Below are 18,539 nucleotides of genomic sequence, written 5' to 3'. Positions count from 1 at the left end.
GTGTATTTCCACAATAACGATTACGAGACCTCCCACATGCAACGTCGCACGCTTCTTCACACCGCCTTGCTCGCCTCCTCGGCGCTGACCTTCAGCGGCCTGTCCCAGGCCCAGGACTTTCCGCCCAAAAAGGCCGTCACCATGGTCGTGGGCTTTGCGGCCGGCGGCGCCGCCGACGCGGCCGCGCGCCTGATCGCCAAGAAGCTCGGCGAAAACATAGGCCAGTCGGTGGTGGTCGAAAACAAGGGCGGCGCGGGCGGCAACATCGCCCACGGCCAGGTCGCGAATGCCGCAGCCGATGGCTCGGTCATCCTGTTCGGCTCGGTCGGCCCGCTGACCATCGCGCCCCACCTGATGAAGCTCAACTACGACCCGTTCAAGGACCTCGCGCCGATCTCGGGCGGCGTGAACTTCCCCAACGTGCTGGTCGTGCACAAGGGCGCGGGCGTGAAGACGCTGCAGGAATTCGTTGCGCTGGCGAAGAAAAGCCCGGGCAGCGTCGACTATGCGTCATCCGGCGCGGCCTCGGCCTCGCACCTCGCGGGCGAGCTGTTCAACCAGCGCGCGGGCGTGGAAATGGTGCATGTGCCCTACAAGGGCGGCGCGCCCGCGCTGCAGGATCTGCTGGGCGAACGCGTGACCAGCTACTTCGCCGCCCCGCCCACGGCCCTGCCCCATGTCGAAACCGGCAAGCTGATTCCGCTGGCCACGACCGGCCTCGTGCGCCCGGCCTACATGCCCCACATCCCTACCGTGGCCGAGGCCGGCTATCCCGGCTTTGAAGCCCTCAACTGGTACGCCTTCGTCGGCCCGGCGAAGACGCCTGCGGCCATTCTCGAGCGCTGGAACCGCGAAATCGTCAAGGTGCTGGGCGACGACGAAGTCAAGAACGCGCTGCAACTGCATGGCCTCACGCCCCAGCCGACAACGCGCCAGGAACTCGCGGCCTTCATGCAAAAGGAATACACGCAGTGGGGCAAGGTGGTGCGCGAGCGCAGGCTCACGATGAACTGAAGCCAGGCCGGACTTGACCGGCCCCAACAAGAACGAACGCTGTGGATAACTTATCCACAGCCCACGCTCCAGGCTTCAAAGGCTGGGATCGTCCGGCAGCTGGTCGGCAGGCAGCATGCCTGCTGGACGCCGGCCGCCGGAGCGTGTGTCGGGCCCGCGACTGGACGGGTTGCGGCTGGTCGGCCCCCGTTCGGCCGGCCCCGGCACTTCATAGACGCTGGCGTCGACATGCAGCAGGCCCAGATCGAAGCGCTGGCCCGCGAGATAGTCCTGCACGGACTGCAGTACGACCGGGCTGCGGTGGCGCGCCGCGCTCGCCTGCAACTCGGCCAGCGTCATCCAGACCGTGCGCAGGACGCCATCATCGAGCGAACGCTCGGGATGGTGGGTTCCGAGGTCACCCGTGAAGGCAAAGCGCACGTAGGTGATGTCGGCTCCGGTGCGCGTGCGCGTGAAGCGGTTCATGTAGATCCCCACCAGCGCCCGGGGCGTGAAGCTGAAGGCGGTTTCTTCCAGCACTTCGCGCGCGCAGGCCTCGATGGGCGACTCCGCAGGGTCGAGATGGCCCGCGGGCACGTTCAGCTTCAGCCCATCGGCCGTCTCTTCTTCGACCAAGAGGAATCGCCCATCTCTTTCGATGATGGCGGACACGGTGAGATTGGGTTTCCAGCGATCAGGCATATCCCGCATTATCGCCAGACTCGCCGTGTACGGACAATGTGTGACCATCGAAGCCACGCTGCATGTAGACCGCGTGTTCTCCGTAGCTCGCGAGCCGCTGCAATTGTGCGGGGTCCTGCAGCGCCTGCAGGCGGTAGCCGTGGCGGCGCCAGTAGTCCTGCGTGCCCTGTACCGACACCAGCGACGACTGCCGTATGCCGCGCTCGCGCGCCTGCGCCCACAGCGGCGCGAGCAGGCGCCCGGCCAGGCGCTGGCCCGCATGGGCCGGGTGCACGGCCATGTCGTGCAGGTACAGCACTTCGGGCACGGCGCAGGCTTCGAAGTCGCCATGCAGGGGCGTGACCTTGCCGGCGACCGACCAGTAGGCGGCCAGATAGGCGAGCAAGGCCCCCTCACGCTCCACGACCAGCGAACACTGGGCCGGGCTCGCGATGCGGCGCGCAAAGATGCTCTCGCTTTCAGCGTACTCGGCGCCGTAGCAGGCCCGCTGAATCGCCATCAATGCCCCGAGGTCTGCAGGCTGCAAGGGCCGCACGCGGCATGGCAGTTCGTTATTCAAGCGCGGCATCGCTTCACAGGCAATCAAAGTGGTGTTCAAAGGGGCTGCAGTCCGGATCATTCCGCAAAGTCCGGCCATTATCCCAGCGGGGAAATGTGCGTGCAGCACCTGGCAAGCTGCCGATGACCATGGGCTATGGCGCTATTGCAGGCAATCAATTGGACCACGCTATTGAGAATAAATACCATTTGACTCAATCCATCGCCAAGGAATGCCACATGACCCGCTTGCTCCACCTGTTCCACGCCAATCAACCGACACTGTTGAAGACCGGCAGCTATTACCTGATCCATATCGTGGTCGCGGCCTGCGTCGCCTACGCGGTCACGCGCAACTTCTGGGCCTCGCTGACCTTGAGCCTGCTCGAGCCCACGGTGCAGGCCGTGGCCTATTTCTTCCATGAAAAAGCCTGGAACCGCGCGCAGACGCGCAAATCGCACCCGCCTGCGCTGGCAGCAGCGCAATGAGCACGCAGCGCAAATCCACGGCGCGGCCCGATGCCGTGCCCGGCTTTACCGCCTGGGCCGCGCAGCGGCTCGCGGCCTGGGCACGCGTGGCCTAGCTTACTTGCTGCCGTCGAGCTCGTGCTTGCTGCCATCGCCCCGGGCGTCGGTGATGCCGCCGGCATAGCCCGCGGCCGGACTCGAGCCGCCATCGGGCTGGTGATCGTCCTTGGCACCGTCGGGCGCGATCACGGCACGCGGGGGCACAGGCACGGCTGCCGGCAGCGACTGCGCTGCGGCGATCCGCACCGGATAGTGCGGCGTGGGCTGGGGGTTGGAGTCGGCAAGCAAGGGCGCGCGTGGCGCCGGCTGGTCGAACACCGGCAGCTGGGCCATGGGCATGGCGGCCGGGCCGGAAGACTGGCCACAGCCGGCCAGCGCGGCCGCGGCCAGCAAGGCGGCAAATGGAAAAGTCAAAGAGCGCATGAAGGTTCCTCCATTGGACAGGGCCTGCGGCAGCGCTCGCCACCGCCTGCAGGCCAAGCCTCCATCATGTACTCAACCGTCAACGCGGTCTGCAGGACAAATGCCCCGCCCGCCGCGCCCGGGCTCAATCGAGGGTGATGTTGGCGTTCCGGATCACTTCGCGCCACTTGGCGACTTCCACCTTGAGGAAATCGGCCGATGCGGCGGGCTTGAGCGCCGAAGGCAGCACGCCCATGGCATCGAGCCTGGGCTTGACCTGCGGATCGGGCAGCGCCTTGGCGATCTCGGCATACAGGCGCTCGACGATGGGCTGGGGCGTGCCTGCGGGCACGGCGGCCATGAACCAGGCGTCGGCCTGGAAGCCCTTGAGGCCTTGCTCGTCCATGGTCGGCACGTCGGGCAGCGACGCCAGGCGCTCGTTGTGCGCCACGGCCAGCGCGCGCAGCTTGCCGGCCTTGAGCTGGGAATCGATGGTCACGGCCGTCAGGAAGCCGAAGTCGGTTTCGCCGGCAACCAAGGACACCACCGAAGGCGCGCTGCCCTTGTAGGGAATGTGGCTGGTCTTGACCTTGGCCTGCATCGCATACAGCTCGCCGCCCAGGTGGTTGGGGCCGCCCGTGCCCGACGAAGGGTAGTTGAGCCGGCCCGGCTGGGCGCGTGCGGCGGCCGTGAGTTCGGCCATGGACTTGAACGGGCTTTGCGCGCCCACGGTCAGCACCAGCGGGCTGCGCGCCACCAGGCTCACTGCCGTCAGATCCTTCAACGGGTCGTAAGGCAGCTTGGTGTAGAGGCCCGGCGCCATGGCCATGCAGCCCACGTCGCCGAGCACGATGGTGTAGCCGTCGGCGGGCGCCTTGGCTACCTGATCGCAGCCTAGCGTGCCGTTGGCGCCGGGCTTGTTTTCCACCACCACGGTGGCGTTCATGTTCTCGCCCATCTTCTGCGCCAGCAGGCGGCCCAGGATGTCCGTCGAGCCGCCGGCCGAATATGGTACGACCAGGCGGATGGTCTTTGTGGGATAGGCCGCCGCGGGACCCGCTGCCTGCGCCCAGGGGCCGATGAGCGCTGCGGCGGTCACAGCACCGCCCAGCACCATGCGCAAGGTCGCGCGACGGGTTGCAGTGAGGGCGAAAGAAGGGCGGAAGGTGGGCAGCGACATGAATTCCTCTTAATGCGGATTAGCGTTATTACCGACATGAAGCATAACGCCGTTTGCCGCCCGAAAAGTCCCTTACAAGGTGCGTGCCGGCCGCCGTTTTGCCCCAGCTTGGTGCACCCCTTCTGTCCACTTGCCGACAGTCTGCATTTGACCTTGTCCCAGCGTCCGATCGTGTTCTGTTTTTGATAGCGCTGAGCCTACAATGAGGCCGATACGGAGTGATTCATACAACCGGGCAGGTCGGGCAACGGCATTGCACACGCAGCCAGTACACAAGTACAGCAACCGCGGCTCGACGGTGTGGGCCACTCACATAAAAGAACGGCTAACACGACCCGGCAAATCGAAGATTTGCGGTTGAGACTAGGCGCGTTGCCGCAGACAGTGCAAGCAGCACGGCAAGGCAACGCAACGGCGTCTCGAGGGTGGTGTTCGCCGCACTAAAAGCGATCCGCTGGCCTGCCGCCCCAGCTGCGGATTGGATTCACCCTCGAGCTGGAGACGCTTGATGTCCGACAATACGGTCCCCCCTACCCCCCTCGACAAACGTGCATTGCTGCGCCGCGCAGCACTGGAATACCACGAGTTTCCCAAGCCCGGCAAAGTCGCCATCGCGGCCACCAAGCCCATGGCCAATCAGCACGACCTCGCTCTGGCCTACTCGCCAGGCGTGGCCGCCCCCTGCGAGGAAATCGTCAAGGATCCGAACGCCGCGTTCAAATACACCAGCCGGGGCAATCTGGTCGGCGTGATCTCCAACGGCACGGCCGTGCTGGGCCTGGGCGACATCGGTGCGCTGGCCTCCAAGCCGGTCATGGAAGGCAAGGGCGTGCTGTTCAAGAAGTTCGCCGGTGTCGATGTCTTTGACATCGAGATCGACGAAAAGGACCCGAAAAAGCTGGTCGAAGTGATCGCCGCGCTCGAGCCCACCTTCGGCGCCATCAACCTCGAGGACATCAAGGCCCCCGAGTGCTTCTACGTCGAACGCGAACTGCGCAAGCGCCTGAAGATTCCGGTGTTCCATGACGACCAGCACGGCACGGCAATCACCGTGGCCGCGGCCATGATCAATGCGCTCAAGGTCGCGGGCAAGAAGATCGAGGAAGTCCAGTTGGTGGCCTCGGGCGCGGGCGCCGCGGCCCTGGCCTGCCTGAACCTGCTGCTCAAGGTCGGCCTGCGGCGCGAGAACGTGTTCGTGACCGACCTCGCCGGCGTGGTCTATACCGGCCGTACCGAGCTGATGGACGAAGACAAGGCGCTTTTCGCGCGCGATACCGACAAACGCAAGCTGGCCGAAGTGATCGTCGGCGCCGATGTGTTTCTCGGCCTGTCGGCCGGCGGCGTGCTCAAGCCGGAAATGGTCGCCAGCATGGCCGCGCGCCCGGTGATTTTTGCGCTGGCCAACCCGAATCCGGAAATCGCACCCGAAGACGTCAAAGCCGTGCGTGATGACGCCATCATGGCGACCGGACGCACCGATTACCCGAACCAGGTCAACAACGTCCTGTGCTTCCCATACATCTTCCGCGGCGCCCTCGATTGCGGCGCGACCACCATCACCCTCGAAATGGAAATCGCGGCGGTGCATGCCATCGCCGACCTGGCCCAGGCCGAGCAAAGCGAGGAAGTCGCCGCGGCCTATGCGGGCGAGCCGCTGGTCTTCGGCCCCGAATACCTTATCCCCAAGCCCTTCGATCCGCGCCTGATGATGAAGATCGCGCCCGCGGTGGCGCAGGCCGCGGCCGACTCGGGCGTGGCCCAGCGTCCGATCCAGGACATGGACGCCTACCGCGAGCACCTGCAGACTTTTGTCTACGCTTCGGGCACGGCCATGAAGCCGATCTTCATGGCGGCCAAGAAAGCCTTGCGCAAGCGCGTGGCCTATGCCGAAGGCGAGGAAGAGCGCGTGCTGCGCGCCGCGCAGATCGTGGTCGACGAGCGTATCGCCCGCCCGACGCTGATCGGTCGCCCGGCGATCATCGCCCAGCGCATCGTCAAGTTCGGCCTGCGCCTCGAGCAGGGGCGCGACTACGACGTGGTCAACGTCGAGGACGACCACCGCTACCGCGACTTCTGGCAGACCTACCACCGCATGACCGAGCGCAAGGGCATCACCGCCCCCATCGCCAAGATCGAAATGCGTCGCCGTCTGTCGCTGATCGGCGCGATGCTGCTGCACAAGGGCGAAGTCGACGGCCTGATCTGCGGCACCTGGGGCCAGGTCACGCACCACCTGAACTACATCGAGCAGGTGCTGGGCAAGCGCGCCGGCGTGCAGACCTTTGCCTGCATGAACGGCCTGCTGCTGCCCGACCGCCAGGTGTTCCTGGTCGACACCCATGTGAACTACGACCCCACGGCCGAGCAGCTGTGCGAGATCACCATCATGGCGGCCGAGGAAATGATGCGCTTCGGCATCAAGCCCAAGTGCGCGCTGCTGAGCCATTCGAACTTCGGCTCGAGCGTGCAGCCCAGCGCAGTGAAGATGCGCGCCACGCTGGAGCTGCTGCGCGTGCAGGCGCCCTGGCTCGAAGTCGATGGCGAAATGCACGGCGACGTGGCCCTCAACGGCAAGGCGCGCGCGGCGCTGATGCCCCACAGCACGCTGGTCGGCGACGCCAACCTGTTGGTGCTGCCCAACATCGACGCGGCCAACATTTCCTACAACTTGCTCAAGACCGCGGCCGGTGGCGGCATCGCCATCGGCCCGGTGCTGCTGGGCGCGGCCCAGCCGGTGCATGTGCTCACGCCAAGCGCCACGGTGCGCCGCCTGGTCAACATGACGGCACTGACCGTGGCCGACGCCAACGCTGCGCGTTAAACCCCACGTCTGTCCAAGCGCAGCGCGGCCGGACGCGGCCTGGCGCAAATGTAGGCGCCTGCCCATTTTTTGGGCAGGCGCTTGCTTTTTGGGGGGTGATGCGGCACACTAGCAGGTCGAAATTTCAGGCATGACCTGGGTTTCTGAAAGGTGTTTTTGATGCTGAAGGCTGTCGCCGCCCGTTGTTTGCAGACAGGTTTTGCGATCGTTTTAGGGACAGCCTGCGCCGTTGCGCCACTGATGGCTTCAGCGCGCGGTGCCGAACCGTCTGACCTGTCCACCATTGCGCTGTCCGAATTGCCTCCCCAGGGGCGCGCGACGCATGGGTTGATCCGCGCAGGCGGGCCTTTTCCCTATGCCAAGGACGGCAGCGTCTTTGGCAATCGCGAACGCATCCTGCCCAATCGCACGCGGGGCTATTACCGGGAATACACCGTCAAGACGCCGCGCTCGCAAGACCGCGGTGCACGGCGCATCGTGTGCGGCGGCCAGCCCCAGACGCCCGATGCCTGTTATTACACCCGCGACCATTACGCCAGTTTTTACTACATCATCGAATGAAGCCGCAACCGACACCCGCCGCCGTTGGCCGCGAAGGGTGCCTTGAGGGCCCCTTCGCCCCGTCCTATTTTTCGCAACCGGGCGAGAGCCTGTTTGCCACCCCTGTGGACAGCACCGTCAAAGAAAGAACCACGGAGATGGAAACGCCACTTCGTAAGAACCCTGACCTCCCATTGCGCAATGTGCGCCAGAACATCGTGCAGTCCATCCGCGCCTATCGCGTGCAGGACCTGCAGGATGCCGCCAGGGTTCTGGGCAACCACTTCCTGTATGCCAATCTGGCCCATGCCCAAACCAAGCAGGACATCCTGGACCTGATCGCCACCCAGTTCATCTTCCCGGCCCACTTCGGCAAGAACTTCGACGCCCTCTACGATTGCCTGACCGATCCGCTGCACAGGGCGGGGCCGCAACCGGGCTTCATTCTGGTGCTCGACCAGATCCCGACCACCACCAAGTTCGACAAGGAAGTGCGCGAGCAGTTGCTCGACAGCTTCCGCGATGCGGCCGACTACTGGGCCGAGCGCAAGATCGCGTTTCGCTGCTTCTACTCGTTCCTCTGAGTGCCATGTAGAAGCAGAAAAGCCCCTCGCGGGGCTTTTCTGCGTTATCGAGCGAGAGCCGTGGCTCAGCTGGTCGCAGCAACTTCCGCTGCCAAGGCCACATACTCGTCGACAGAAACCTCCTCGGCACGGCGCTTGATGTCGAAATCGCCGCCGTAGGCCTTGGTTTCCAGCCAGCGGCCCAGCGTATGGCGCAGCAGCTTGCGGCGCTGGCTGAAGGCCACCTGCACCAGCTCCTCGAGCAGGCGCTTGTCCACGGGCGCGGGCGCCGCGCGCGGCACCATGCGCACCACGGCGCTGTTGACCTTGGGCGGCGGGTCGAAGCTCTCGGGCGGCACGAACAGCACTTCCTGCATCGCATAGCGCCATTGCAGCAGCACCGACAGCCGGCCATAGGCGGCCGTCGAAGGCTTGCCCACCATGCGGTCTATGACTTCCTTTTGCAGCATGAAATGCTGGTCCTGGATCACGTCCACATATTCGAGCAGATGGAACAGGATGGGCGTCGAGATGTTGTAGGGCAGGTTGCCGACCACGCGCAGCTGCTGCGTCTGCAACTGCTGCGCGACGGCTGCGAAATCGACCTTGAGCACATCGGACTCGATGACATCGAGCTGCTGGTGCAGGCGCAGGCGAAATGCCAGGTCGCGGTCGAGCTCGATCACGGTGATGCGGCCCAGGCGCTCGACCAGCGGCTGGGTCAGGGCCATCAGGCCCGGACCGATCTCGACCATGGGGTCGCCGGCTTTTGGATCGATCGCGTCGACAATGGAATCGATGATGCCGCCATCGGTCAGGAAATTCTGACCGAAGCGTTTGCGGGGAATATGTTTCAAACCAAGAACCTTAGAGGGGCTGACGCTTATTGCGGGGGATCGCGGTATTCCACATACGCACGCCCGCGCACTTCCTGGATCCAGGTGGCATAGGCCTTGTCCAGCTTCTGCTCGCGCACGACATTGCGCAGCATGTCGCGCTGCTCGCGCGCGGACAGCGTCGCCTGGCGGCGCTCGATCAGCTGGATCAGGTGCACGCCAAACCGGGACACGACAGGCGCGCTGACTTCGCCGGGCTGGAGCTGGTTCAGGACTTCCTCGAACTCGGGCACATAGGCACCCGGACCGGCCCATCCCAGGTCGCCGCCTTCCTTGGCGCTGCCGTCCTGCGAATATTCGCGCGCCAGGTCCTCGAAGCGCGCCTGGCCCGCCTGCACGCGGCGGCGGTAATCGGCCAGGCGTTCGGCTGCCTGGCCTTCGTTGAGCTGCTCCGAAGGGCGCAGCAGGATGTGTCGCGCATGGTTCTGCGTGACCACGGTGGCCATGCCCTGCTGCGAGCGGTCAATCACCTTGAGCAGGTGAAAGCCCGCGCCCGAGCGCACGGGCCCGACCACGGTGTTCCTGGGCGACGAGGCGACGGCGCGCGTGAACAGCTCCGGGTAGCGGTCCGCGGGGCGCAGACCGAGCACGCCGCCTTCGCTGGCCTCGGGGGCATCCGAATATTCGCGCACCACGGCCGTGAAATCCTGGCCGGCACCCAGCTTCTCGAGCGCTTCGCGCGCGCGCGCCTCGCGCTCGGCCACGACCGCGGGCGGCGCATTTTCGGGCACGGCAATGAACACATGGCCCAAGTTCAGCGTCATGTTGGAGGTGTCTCCGGCCGTGCGCTGTTCCTTGAGGTACTGGTCGATGTCGAGCTCGCTCACGCGCACCCGGCCGTCGACTTCACGCTCGCGCAGGCGCTGCAGCAGCAACTGGTTGCGCAATTCCTCGCGAAAACGCGTGGCACTGATGCCGTCCGCCGCGAGCCGCTCCATCATCTGTTCGAGCGACAGGCTGTTCTGGCGGGCGACGTTCTGCGCGGCCTGCTCGACTGCGTAGTCGTCGACCTTGAGGCCCTGTTCGTGCGCGCTTTGCAACTGGGCCTTCTCGAGGATCAGCCGCTCGAGCACTTCGCGCGCCAGCACGCTTTCGGCGGGCAGTTGCCCGCCCTGGCCCGCAATCGACTGGGCGACGCGCGCCATCCGGTCACGCACTTCGGTATTGGTCACCGGCTCGGAATTGACCACGGCCACGATGAAGTCCGCCGAGCGCACGCCGGTGTTGCCGGGCACGGCGCGGGCGCTGCCGTCCAGCGCCTGCGACAGGGATGCGGCCGGTCCGCCGGACAGGCGCAGGCCCTGGGCCTGCACGCCGACGGCGGCAAAAGTGGCCAGGCACACAAGGCCCATGGCAAAGGTGCGAGGGGTCATGGAAGAAAGACGCATGGAGCTGTGCTTTGTTTAATCGTAATTGCTGAAGCGGCTGGGCGCAGTGCTGGTCTGACGCAAGGCCTGGTAGCGAGGGATATTGTCCTTCAAGCTTTGCAAGGGGTTGGCGCCGAGGCTCAACCGCGAGAAGCCGACGAACTCGACCTGGAACAACAGCCGGGTATTCGAGGTGGTCACACTGCTTTGCAGGCGCTCGAGCACGACCCGGCCGACCCAGCAGCAGCTGTCGTATTCGAAGCCCACCACGGTGTCGACGAGCTTGCGATCCTGCAGACTGTAGTTCAACCGGCCCACAGAGTACCAGCGCCCGCCATTGCGGCCTTTGTCCTCGGTCGCCCAAGGGTTACGGATGGGCCATTGCCAGCCCATGTCGACCTGCTCGCTGGTGCCGCGCAGCAGGCGGTAGGCCGCGCTGATGGTCCGGTAATTGCCCGGACTGTAGCGCGCGCCCACGGTGGTGCGCTCGGAATGGCCGGTCTCGCGGTTGTATTGCACGGCCGCGTCGAGCGCCCACTGGGGCGTCCAGTTGATCGAGGCGCCGAACAGGATGTCCGACAGCCGGTCGGTCGCGGGCACTTCGCCGGGCAGATTCACGCGCTGGTCGGAAAAGCGCACGCGCTGGGCCACGCCCAGCCGCGCGGACTCGGCGCCGGTGTCGGCATCGATGAAGCGCGTGGTCAGGCCCAGGGTCAGCAGGTTGTTGTCCGCCAGGCGGTCATGTCCGCTGTAGCTGTTGTCGCTGTAGATCGTCGCCAGGTTGAAATCATTGAGCGCGGTGTCGTACACCGGCAGCATGTTCTGGTTGCGGTAGGGCGTATAGGTGTAGAAGGCGCGCGGCTCCAGCGTCTGCAGCAGGCTGCGCCCGAACATATTCGTCTCGCGCTCGAACACCAGGCCGCTGTCCAGGCTCACCGTGGGCAGCGTGCGCCCGGCCGACGTCATGCCGTTGCTCAGCGGGTCGTCGAACTGGTATTGGGTCGCGTGCAGCTTGAGCTTGGGCGTGAAGAACGCGCCCGGCGACAGGAACGGGCGGCTGATTTCGGCCATCAGGTAGCTGCGCTGGGCATTCGCCTGGCGGGTCAGCAGCGGATCGGCTTGGAAGCGCGTGGTGTCGGCCTCGACCGTCAGGTCCAGGCCATGGCCCAGGTTCAGCGGCGTGTAGCGCCATTGCAGCTGCGGCATGCGGTCATAGGGCGGCGTGATCGGCGAGGCCACATCCTGCAGCGTCTGCCACTTGAGCGTGCGCAGCATCAGCGTGCTGTCCTGGCCGTACCAGCCCAGGGTGGCGTCGCTGGCCAGCAGGCGCGAGTTGAGCGCCCGGTTGCTGTCGCGCCGCGTGAAGTCGCGCCAGTAATTGTTGTCGCTCACGCGGTTGAGATTCATGTTCAGGCCCAGCCCGCCCCAGGGCGAGGCAATCTGGCCCTGGTGCTGCAGGCCATAGGACCAGCGGTCACGGTCGCGCAAACGGTCGCCGGGCATGTACTCGAGTTGCAGCTTGCCCTGGTAGCTCGGCTCGAGGTAGCGGAACTCCGCGCCGAGGTTCACGCCGCGCTTGGTCATCAGCGTGCTCGACAGCGTGGCGTCGCGGTTGGGCGCGATGTTCCAGTAATACGGCTGGGTGTATTCAAAGCCGCTGACGTTGTCCAGACCGATGGTCAGCGGCAGCAGGCCCGACTTGCGCTGGTCCGACAGCGGAAAGCTCACCACCGGAATGGGCAGCACCGTCACGCCCTTGAACTGCAGCTTGGCCCCGCGCGCGTAGCCGACCTGCTCGCCCTGATCCAGATGGATGGAGCTGGCCTTGAGCACCCAATCGGGCTCCCAGCTGGCCTCGTTGTCGCGCTGGCAGGTGGTGTAGGTGGCGTTGTGGACAATGGAGCGCTCGCGGTCCAGGAACTCCACCCTGGAAGCGTCGCCATGCGCCTGCGTGGCCAGGAAGCGGTAGTTCGCATCGAGGAAATTGCCGCGGAAGGCCTCGACTTCGAGATCGAGCCGGCTGCCGTCGAAGACATTGCCCGCGCGGTTGACATGCACCTGGCCCTCGGCCTGAAGCCGGTCGTCGGCGACGGTGTATTCCATGCGATTGGCACGGACGATGGTGTCGCTGCGGCGCAGCTCGGCATGGCCTTCGATCACGGCACGCACGTCGGCCTGGCCGGCAATCGAATCCCCGCGCACGAACACCGGCTGCAGCGCACGCGCGGCCTCGGGAATCCTTTCCTGCAGCATGGGGCTGGCGCGCAGCACCGGGGCCGGCAGCGGCTGTGCCACTTCAGGCTGCGGCTGTACCGCTTCGGGCTGCGGCTGGGCCAGCGCAGGCAGGCCGGCCCAGGCCAGGGCCATCCACCACACCAGGGGGCGAACGGACGGCAGCTGCCGCCGGGGAAGCGGGCAGGACGTGGGCGCGGCGATGGATTGCTGGCGAAAAGGCACGGTGGACGAAAAGATGGAAAGCCCAGGGGCCGGGGCCAATGCTTGCACGCGGGCAAACAGGCGAGTTTGTAGAATCCGATTATCCATGAGCCACCCCATCTCCCCCATTGCCAGCGTTGAATGGCCCAGTGCCGTTCGCCAAGCCGCTTTTGCGGCCTGGCTCGCCCCCCTCGTCAGTTTGCACCAGCTCCAGCCCGAGAGCCTGCGCCCCGCCTCGGCCGATGCGAGCTTTCGCCGCTACCTGCGGCTGGACTGCGCCGGCGGCGCCAGCCTGATCGTGATGGATGCGCCGCCCGACAAGGAAGACTGCGCGCCCTTCGTCAAGGTGCAGGCCCTGCTCGCGGCCGCGGGCCTGACCGTGCCGGACATCCTCGCCTGGGACCAGGCCCAGGGCTTCATGCTGCTGAGCGACCTGGGCAGCCAGACACTGATCGAGCGCCTGGACCCGGCCTCGCCGGGCGAAGCCGAGCCCTGGTACCGCGAAGCCGCAGACCTGCTGCTGACCTGGCAACTGGCCTCGCGCCCCGGCGTGCTGCCGGTGTATGACGAAGCCCTGCTGCGCCGCGAGCTCGCGCTGTTCCCCGACTGGTATCTCGCGCAGCACAAGGGCGTGACGCTGGCCGGCAAGCCACTCGAAACGCTGTCCAAGGCCTTCGACACCATCGTCGCGCACAACCTCGCCGTGCCCAGCGTCTACGTGCACCGCGACTTCATGACGCGCAACCTGATGCTGCCGCAAAGCGCAGGCGGCCCGCTGGGCGTGCTCGACTTCCAGGATGCGGTCTACGGCCCCATCACCTATGACATCGCGAGCCTGCTGCGCGACGCCTTCATCAGCTGGGAAGAGGAGTTCATCATCGACATCTGCGTGCGCTACTGGGAAAAGGCACGCAAGGCCGGCCTCGTGGGCGCGACCAGCGCCTCCGGCTGGGGCGATGATTTCGGCGAGTTCTACCGCGCCGTCGAGTGGATGGGCCTGCAGCGCCACTTCAAGGTGGCCGGCATCTTCGCGCGCCTGACGCTGCGCGACGGCAAGCCCAGGTACCTGGCCGACACGCCGCGCTTCATCCACTACATTCGCGCCACGGCCCACCGCTACCGCCAGCTCGGGCCCCTGCTCAAGGTGATCGACGAAATCGAGAACATCCAGGCCGTCGAAGGCTACGCGTACGGAAGAATGTAAGCCAATGGCAGCATTTGCTTGCTGCTATTGCCGTTCCACACATAAAAGTTGCATGCCCAGCGCCCATCTTTCGCCCGTTTACCCATTTTTGACCGCCCATGCCCCGTTTTCACTGCCCTCTTCCGCTGCACACCGGCGACACGCTTGAGCTGCCCGCCGGCGCCGCGCGCCATGTGCAGGTGCTGCGCATGCAGCCCGGCGACAGCATCACCCTGTTCGAAGGCCAGGCCGGCGACGGCTTTGCGGGCGGCGAGTTCGAGGCCACGGTGCTGCGCATGGGCCGCAGCGACGTGCTGGTGCAGGTCGGCGCGCACCGCGCCGTGGAACGCGAAACCGCGCGCGAAGTGCATCTGCTCGCCGGCATCACGGCCAACGAGCGCATGGACTGGCTGGTCGAAAAGGCCACCGAGCTCGGCGCCACCAGCATCACGCCACTGCTGGCCGAGCGCAGCGTGCTCAAGCTCAAGGGCGAGCGCGGCGACAAGAAGCGCGCCCACTGGCAGGCCGTCGCGGTCGCGGCCTGCGAGCAAAGCGGGCGCAACCGCGTTCCCGTGATCCATCCCGCGACCGCCCTCGAAGACTGGCTGAAAAGCGCAGCCCCCGCGGACCAGCAGGCGCGCCTGCTGCTGTCGCTGGGCGAAGGCACGCAGCCGCTGCGCGCGGCCGCAGCCCAGCATGCACCCGAACAGAAATCCGTGGTCTTCCTTTCAGGCCCCGAAGGCGGCCTGAGCCCCCAGGAAGAAGCGCTGGCCCGCGCCAACGGCTTTGCCCCCGTCACCCTGGGCGCACGCGTGCTGCGCGCCGAGACCGCGCCATTGGCGGCGCTGGCGACGTTGACGCTGGATTGAGGGCGGGCCAAGGCGCAGCTTCTAAAACGGGCATGTCCCAGCAAGGGGGCAGCGAGGAAGGGCCGTCCCCTCCACCGAAGGTTGAGAGGGGGAAGACGGCTCGGCGCCTGCCGCGAAGCGTCTCAGGGGGTGCTGGGAAGGTTTGCAATCACCTGCGCCACCGCCGCCGTGATCTTCTTCGCATAGGGCACATGCAGGAACTCGTTGGGCCCGTGCGCATTGCTCTTGGGCCCCAGCACGCCGCAGACCATCATCTGCGCCTTGGGAAAGCCCGCGCTGAGCATGTTCATCAAGGGTATCGTGCCGCCCTGGCCGATATAGCCGCAGGCCGCGCCGAAATGCGCCTGGCTGGCGCTTTGCAGCGCCTGCTCGAACCAGGTATCCATGGCCGGGGCATTCCAGCCGCTGGCCGAGCTCAGCCCTTCCCAGGTGACCTTGGCCTTGTAGGGCGCGTTGTCTTCGAGCAAGGCCTTCATTTCCTGCACGCAGGCCGCGGAATCGACCAGCGGCGGCAGGCGCAGGCTCAGCTTGAAGGCCGTATACGGGCGCAGCACATTGCCCGCGTTCTGCAGCGTGGGGAAGCCTTCGGCGCCGGTCACGCTCAGCGTGGGCTCCCAGGTGCGCTTGAGCAGCGACTCGACCGGATCGGACGTGGTCGGCAGCGCGAACGTGGTGGCGCCGCCGCAGTCGTAGTGCGCCCAGGGAAAGCGCTTGGTGACTTCCTCGCCCAGGATGGCCGCCGTGGCGCGTGCCTGGGCCAGCCGCTCGGCCGGCACTTCGCAGTGGAAGCTCGCGGGCAGCAGCCGGCCAGTGGCGCTGTCCTCGAGCCGGTCGAGTACCTGGCGCATGATGCGAAACGATGAGGGCACGGCGCCCGAGGCATCGCCCGAGTGGATGCCTTCGGTCAGGATCTCGACCTTGAGGGTGCCGGTGGCCATGCCGCGCAGGCTGGTGGTGAGCCACAGCTGGTCGTAGTTGCCCGCGCCGCTGTCCAGGCAGATCACCAGCGCGACTTCGCCCAGGCGCGGGCGCAGCGCGTCGACATAGGGCAGCAGGTCGCGCGAGCCGCTTTCCTCGCAGGTCTCGATCAGCCCGCAGATGCGCGGATGCGGCACGTTCTGGCGCTTGAGTTCCTGCACCGCGGCAATGCTCGCGTAGACCGCGTAGCCGTCATCGGCGCCGCCACGGCCATAGAGCTTGCCGTCCTCGTACTTGGGCGTCCACGGGCCCAGATCCTTGCGCCAGCCTTCGAATTCGGGCTGCTTGTCGAGGTGGCCGTACATCAGCACCGTGCCCTGGCCCTGCGACTGCGACTGGGTTGCCGCGACCTCGAAGAACAGCACCGGCGTGCGGCCCGGCAGGCGCACGATCTCCAGCGTCAGGCCCGCGACCTTCTGCGCCTCGACCCAGGTGGCCGCGTTGCGCAGCACGGTGTCGAGATAGCCCTGCTGCTCCCAGTCGGGCGCGAACATAGGCGACTTCGCGGGAATCTGGATGTATTCGGACAGCTGCCCGACGATATCGCTGTCCCACTGGGCGCTGACACGCTCCAGTGCAAGAGCCGGATCGAGGGCGGTGGCGGGGATGCGTGCATTCATGGCTAAAGCTCCTTCGTCGGTGCCACGGAGGGCCGCGGCGATGCTCTATTGTCCTGCAGAGTGGCGTTCAGGGTTTGCGTTGCATGGCGTCTAGGGCTGCGCGGCCAATGGCCGGGTCATCGGTGAACACGCCGTCGATGCCGCTGCGCAGGAAAGCGTCCATGTCGGCGCGCGCATCGCCGCGCTGGGCGCCGTTGCTCGCCGGTGCGCTCCTGAGCCGGGCCGGCAGGAAGGCGTTTTCGGGGCGCAGCGTCCAGACATGCACCAGCAGGCCCGCGGCATGCGCGTCCTGGACCAGAGACGTGGGACGGCCATGGCCGCCGTTGGCGACCGGAATCACCATCGCCCGGCCCGGGCCCACGCCCTGGGCATAGGTCGCGATCTCGGCCAGGCCCGCGGGCGTGGCCATCTGCGCATAGGTCCTGCCCTGCGCGCCCTTGAGCGTCTGGTCGAACGGGCTGCCGTTCGGGGCCAGCAGCTGCACCAGGCGCACGGGCGTGAGCGCACGCAACGCGCGCAGGTTGCCGACTTCGAACGACTGGATGAAGACCGGCGCGTCCGCGCGATTCAGGCCGTGTTTCGCCAGCATGTCGAGCAGCGGCTTTTCCAGCGGCTGGCCCATCGCCTGGAAGTAGCTCGGGTGCTTGGTCTCGAGATACAGGCCTATGGTGCGCCCCGTGCGCTCGCTTTGCGTGCGCGCCAGCGCGATCATCTCTTCCAGCGTAGCCACCTCGAACTGGCCGTCATAGGCGGCGCTGCCCGGGCGCAGCAGCGGTATGCGCTCGCGCGCGCGCAGCGTCTTGAGTTCGGCGAGCGTGAAATCCTCGACGAACCAGCCGGTGATGGCCTTGCCGTCTATGGTTCTGGTGGTGCGGCGCGCGGCGAACTCCGGGCGATCGGCGACATCGGTGGTTGCCTCCTGCAGCGCGCCATCGGCCTTGAGAATGGCAATTGCATTTTCATGGCGCGACACCAGCACGCCGTCGCGGGTGATGACCAGATCGGCCTCGATCAGGTCGGCGCCGTCATCGATGGCCTTTTGATAGGCCGCGAGCGTATGCTCGGGCCGCAGCGCCGAGGCGCCGCGGTGGGCGATCAGCGCGGGCTGGGGCGGCCAGCTCGCAGCGGGCGCGGGCGCCGCCGGCTGGGCCTGGGCCGTCGCCGCGAGACCCATCCACGCCAGCGCAAGCATCGCTTTCTTGCACGTCTGCAGCAATTCCATGATCAACCTTTGCTTCATTGATAAGTCATTGCACCGCGCGCAGCCCTTGAAACCGGCGTGACCCAGCTCAGAGGCAGCGAGCAAGCGCCGCCGCGCAGCGAGGCTGCCGTCCCTAGCCGGGCGCCCCCCTCCACCGAAGGTTGAGAGGGGGAAGACGGGGCCGGCCAACCGGCGTCAGCGGCTCAGGGGGTGCTTCCTCACTCATGTTCGAGGCAGAAGACTGCCGTGCCGGCGCGCAGATTGGGCAAAAAGCGCACCGTCTCGCCGCCCTGCAGGCCGAAGGCATCGCGCACCTGCAGCCGGTTCTTGTGCGCCAGCACCTCGAAATCCTTGAACGTGCCAACGCGGATATTGGGCGTGTCATACCACTGGTAGGGCAGGCGGCGCGTGACCGGCATGCGCCCGCGCAGCACCGACAGGCGGTTGGGCCAGTGCGCGAAATTGGGGAAGGCGACGATGCCCAGGCGGCCTATGCGCGCGGTCTCGCGCAGCATGACCTCGGCATTGCGCAGATGCTGCAGCGTGTCGATCTGCAGCACCACGTCGAAGCTGTTGTCGCCGAACATCGCCAGGCCGTCCTCGAGATTGAGCTGCAGCACGTCGACGCCGCGGCGCACGCAGGCCAGCACATTGGCGTCATCGAGCTCCACGCCATAGCCGCTGCAGCCGCGCTCGCGCTGCAGATAGGACAGCAGTCCGCCG

17 protein-coding genes are annotated in these 18,539 nt (G+C 66.3%); 7 read left to right on the top strand and 10 right to left on the bottom strand.

Annotated elements, in window-relative coordinates; translation table 11 throughout:
• The first annotated feature begins 36 nt into the window (after positions 1-36).
• Positions 37-1,014, top strand: coding sequence for a tripartite tricarboxylate transporter substrate binding protein (locus GVL12_RS14560; protein WP_159915210.1), 978 nt, complete (start codon positions 37-39; stop codon positions 1,012-1,014).
• 75 nt (positions 1,015-1,089) lie between these two features.
• Here the strand turns inward: GVL12_RS14560 and GVL12_RS14555 are convergent, their stop codons facing one another.
• Both GVL12_RS14555 and GVL12_RS14550 read right to left on the bottom strand, forming a co-directional pair.
• Complete coding sequence (locus GVL12_RS14555) at positions 1,090-1,665, bottom strand: NUDIX hydrolase (RefSeq protein WP_235033869.1); 576 nt, start codon at positions 1,663-1,665, stop codon at positions 1,090-1,092.
• Positions 1,666-1,687: 22 nt separating this feature from the next.
• Positions 1,688-2,293 carry a GNAT family N-acetyltransferase gene (locus tag GVL12_RS14550; RefSeq protein ID WP_200843765.1) on the bottom strand — a complete coding sequence of 202 codons (606 nt, stop codon included), beginning with the start codon at positions 2,291-2,293 and terminating at the stop codon, positions 1,688-1,690.
• 179 nt (positions 2,294-2,472) lie between these two features.
• Here GVL12_RS14550 and GVL12_RS14545 point away from each other — a divergent pair, with 179 nt between their 5' ends.
• Positions 2,473-2,721 carry a DUF2061 domain-containing protein gene (locus tag GVL12_RS14545; RefSeq protein WP_159915206.1) on the top strand — a complete coding sequence of 83 codons (249 nt, stop codon included), beginning with the start codon at positions 2,473-2,475 and terminating at the stop codon, positions 2,719-2,721.
• 96 nt (positions 2,722-2,817) lie between these two features.
• Here the strand turns inward: GVL12_RS14545 and GVL12_RS14540 are convergent, their stop codons facing one another.
• Positions 2,818-3,183 (bottom strand): hypothetical protein, encoded by a 366-nt coding sequence (locus GVL12_RS14540; RefSeq protein ID WP_159915204.1) that lies wholly within the window; start codon positions 3,181-3,183, stop codon positions 2,818-2,820.
• A 124-nt stretch (positions 3,184-3,307) separates the two neighbouring features.
• Positions 3,308-4,342: a tripartite tricarboxylate transporter substrate binding protein gene (locus GVL12_RS14535; RefSeq protein WP_200843764.1), complete on the bottom strand. Its 1,035-nt coding sequence runs from the start codon at positions 4,340-4,342 to the stop codon at positions 3,308-3,310.
• 508 nt (positions 4,343-4,850) lie between these two features.
• On the opposite strand from GVL12_RS14535, the gene GVL12_RS14530 reads away from it, so the two are divergent.
• The 3 genes from GVL12_RS14530 (at position 4,851) to GVL12_RS14520 (ending at position 8,287) form a co-directional block, all read left to right on the top strand.
• The gene (locus tag GVL12_RS14530; RefSeq protein WP_159915202.1) at positions 4,851-7,163 is read left to right on the top strand and encodes an NADP-dependent malic enzyme; all 2,313 of its coding nucleotides are present in this window, start codon (positions 4,851-4,853) and stop codon (positions 7,161-7,163) included.
• Positions 7,164-7,322: 159 nt separating this feature from the next.
• Positions 7,323-7,724 (top strand): ribonuclease domain-containing protein, encoded by a 402-nt coding sequence (locus GVL12_RS14525; RefSeq protein WP_159915200.1) that lies wholly within the window; start codon positions 7,323-7,325, stop codon positions 7,722-7,724.
• Positions 7,725-7,861: 137 nt separating this feature from the next.
• On the top strand, positions 7,862-8,287 hold the full coding sequence (locus tag GVL12_RS14520) for a barstar family protein (protein ID WP_159915198.1): 426 nt from the start codon (positions 7,862-7,864) through the stop codon (positions 8,285-8,287).
• 65 nt (positions 8,288-8,352) lie between these two features.
• Here GVL12_RS14520 and rsmA read toward each other — a convergent pair whose 3' ends face one another.
• From rsmA to GVL12_RS14505, 3 genes are read right to left on the bottom strand one after another with little or no spacing between them, the layout of a single operon-like run.
• Positions 8,353-9,123, bottom strand: a complete 771-nt coding sequence (rsmA, locus tag GVL12_RS14515) for a 16S rRNA (adenine(1518)-N(6)/adenine(1519)-N(6))-dimethyltransferase RsmA (RefSeq protein WP_159915196.1) — start codon at positions 9,121-9,123, stop codon at positions 8,353-8,355.
• Between the two features lie 26 nt (positions 9,124-9,149).
• Positions 9,150-10,535 carry a peptidylprolyl isomerase gene (locus GVL12_RS14510; protein WP_159915194.1) on the bottom strand — a complete coding sequence of 462 codons (1,386 nt, stop codon included), beginning with the start codon at positions 10,533-10,535 and terminating at the stop codon, positions 9,150-9,152.
• 30 nt (positions 10,536-10,565) lie between these two features.
• The gene (locus GVL12_RS14505) at positions 10,566-12,986 is read right to left on the bottom strand and encodes an LPS-assembly protein LptD (RefSeq protein ID WP_200843763.1); all 2,421 of its coding nucleotides are present in this window, start codon (positions 12,984-12,986) and stop codon (positions 10,566-10,568) included.
• Positions 12,987-13,071: 85 nt separating this feature from the next.
• On the opposite strand from GVL12_RS14505, the gene GVL12_RS14500 reads away from it, so the two are divergent.
• On the top strand, positions 13,072-14,169 hold the full coding sequence (locus GVL12_RS14500; RefSeq protein WP_159915192.1) for an aminoglycoside phosphotransferase family protein: 1,098 nt from the start codon (positions 13,072-13,074) through the stop codon (positions 14,167-14,169).
• 98 nt (positions 14,170-14,267) lie between these two features.
• Positions 14,268-15,017: a 16S rRNA (uracil(1498)-N(3))-methyltransferase gene (locus GVL12_RS14495; protein WP_159915190.1), complete on the top strand. Its 750-nt coding sequence runs from the start codon at positions 14,268-14,270 to the stop codon at positions 15,015-15,017.
• Between the two features lie 122 nt (positions 15,018-15,139).
• Here the strand turns inward: GVL12_RS14495 and GVL12_RS14490 are convergent, their stop codons facing one another.
• From GVL12_RS14490 to metW, 3 genes are all read right to left on the bottom strand, one after another.
• A complete protein-coding gene (locus GVL12_RS14490; RefSeq protein WP_159915188.1) occupies positions 15,140-16,615 on the bottom strand; it encodes a M20 family metallopeptidase in 1,476 nt (491 codons plus the stop codon).
• Positions 16,616-16,682: 67 nt separating this feature from the next.
• Complete coding sequence (locus GVL12_RS14485) at positions 16,683-17,855, bottom strand: glycerophosphodiester phosphodiesterase (RefSeq protein ID WP_200843762.1); 1,173 nt, start codon at positions 17,853-17,855, stop codon at positions 16,683-16,685.
• A gap of 179 nt (positions 17,856-18,034) precedes the next feature.
• A partial coding sequence (gene metW / locus GVL12_RS14480; RefSeq protein ID WP_159915186.1) for a methionine biosynthesis protein MetW occupies positions 18,035-18,539 on the bottom strand: 505 nt, incomplete at its 5' end.

Origin of the sequence: Pantoea sp. 18069 (assembly GCF_902706035.1) — a bacterium.
Classification (GTDB): domain Bacteria; phylum Pseudomonadota; class Gammaproteobacteria; order Burkholderiales; family Burkholderiaceae_C; genus Comamonas.
This window is presented reverse-complemented; position numbering and strand designations above follow the sequence as displayed.

Bases quoted from the DNA above. Each gene is read 5' to 3' on its own strand.
- GVL12_RS14560 (WP_159915210.1), top strand. From the start codon at position 37: ATGCAACGTCGCACGCTTCTTCACACCGCCTTGCTCGCCTCCTCGGCG.
- GVL12_RS14545 (WP_159915206.1), top strand. From the start codon at position 2,473: ATGACCCGCTTGCTCCACCTGTTCCACGCCAATCAACCGACACTGTTG.
- GVL12_RS14540 (WP_159915204.1), bottom strand. From the start codon at position 3,183: ATGCGCTCTTTGACTTTTCCATTTGCCGCCTTGCTGGCCGCGGCCGCG.
- GVL12_RS14535 (WP_200843764.1), bottom strand. From the start codon at position 4,342: ATGTCGCTGCCCACCTTCCGCCCTTCTTTCGCCCTCACTGCAACCCGT.
- GVL12_RS14530 (WP_159915202.1), top strand. From the start codon at position 4,851: ATGTCCGACAATACGGTCCCCCCTACCCCCCTCGACAAACGTGCATTG.
- GVL12_RS14525 (WP_159915200.1), top strand. From the start codon at position 7,323: ATGCTGAAGGCTGTCGCCGCCCGTTGTTTGCAGACAGGTTTTGCGATC.
- GVL12_RS14520 (WP_159915198.1), top strand. From the start codon at position 7,862: ATGGAAACGCCACTTCGTAAGAACCCTGACCTCCCATTGCGCAATGTG.
- GVL12_RS14510 (WP_159915194.1), bottom strand. From the start codon at position 10,535: ATGACCCCTCGCACCTTTGCCATGGGCCTTGTGTGCCTGGCCACTTTT.
- GVL12_RS14500 (WP_159915192.1), top strand. From the start codon at position 13,072: ATGAGCCACCCCATCTCCCCCATTGCCAGCGTTGAATGGCCCAGTGCC.
- GVL12_RS14495 (WP_159915190.1), top strand. From the start codon at position 14,268: ATGCCCCGTTTTCACTGCCCTCTTCCGCTGCACACCGGCGACACGCTT.
- GVL12_RS14490 (WP_159915188.1), bottom strand. From the start codon at position 16,615: ATGAATGCACGCATCCCCGCCACCGCCCTCGATCCGGCTCTTGCACTG.
- GVL12_RS14485 (WP_200843762.1), bottom strand. From the start codon at position 17,855: ATGAAGCAAAGGTTGATCATGGAATTGCTGCAGACGTGCAAGAAAGCG.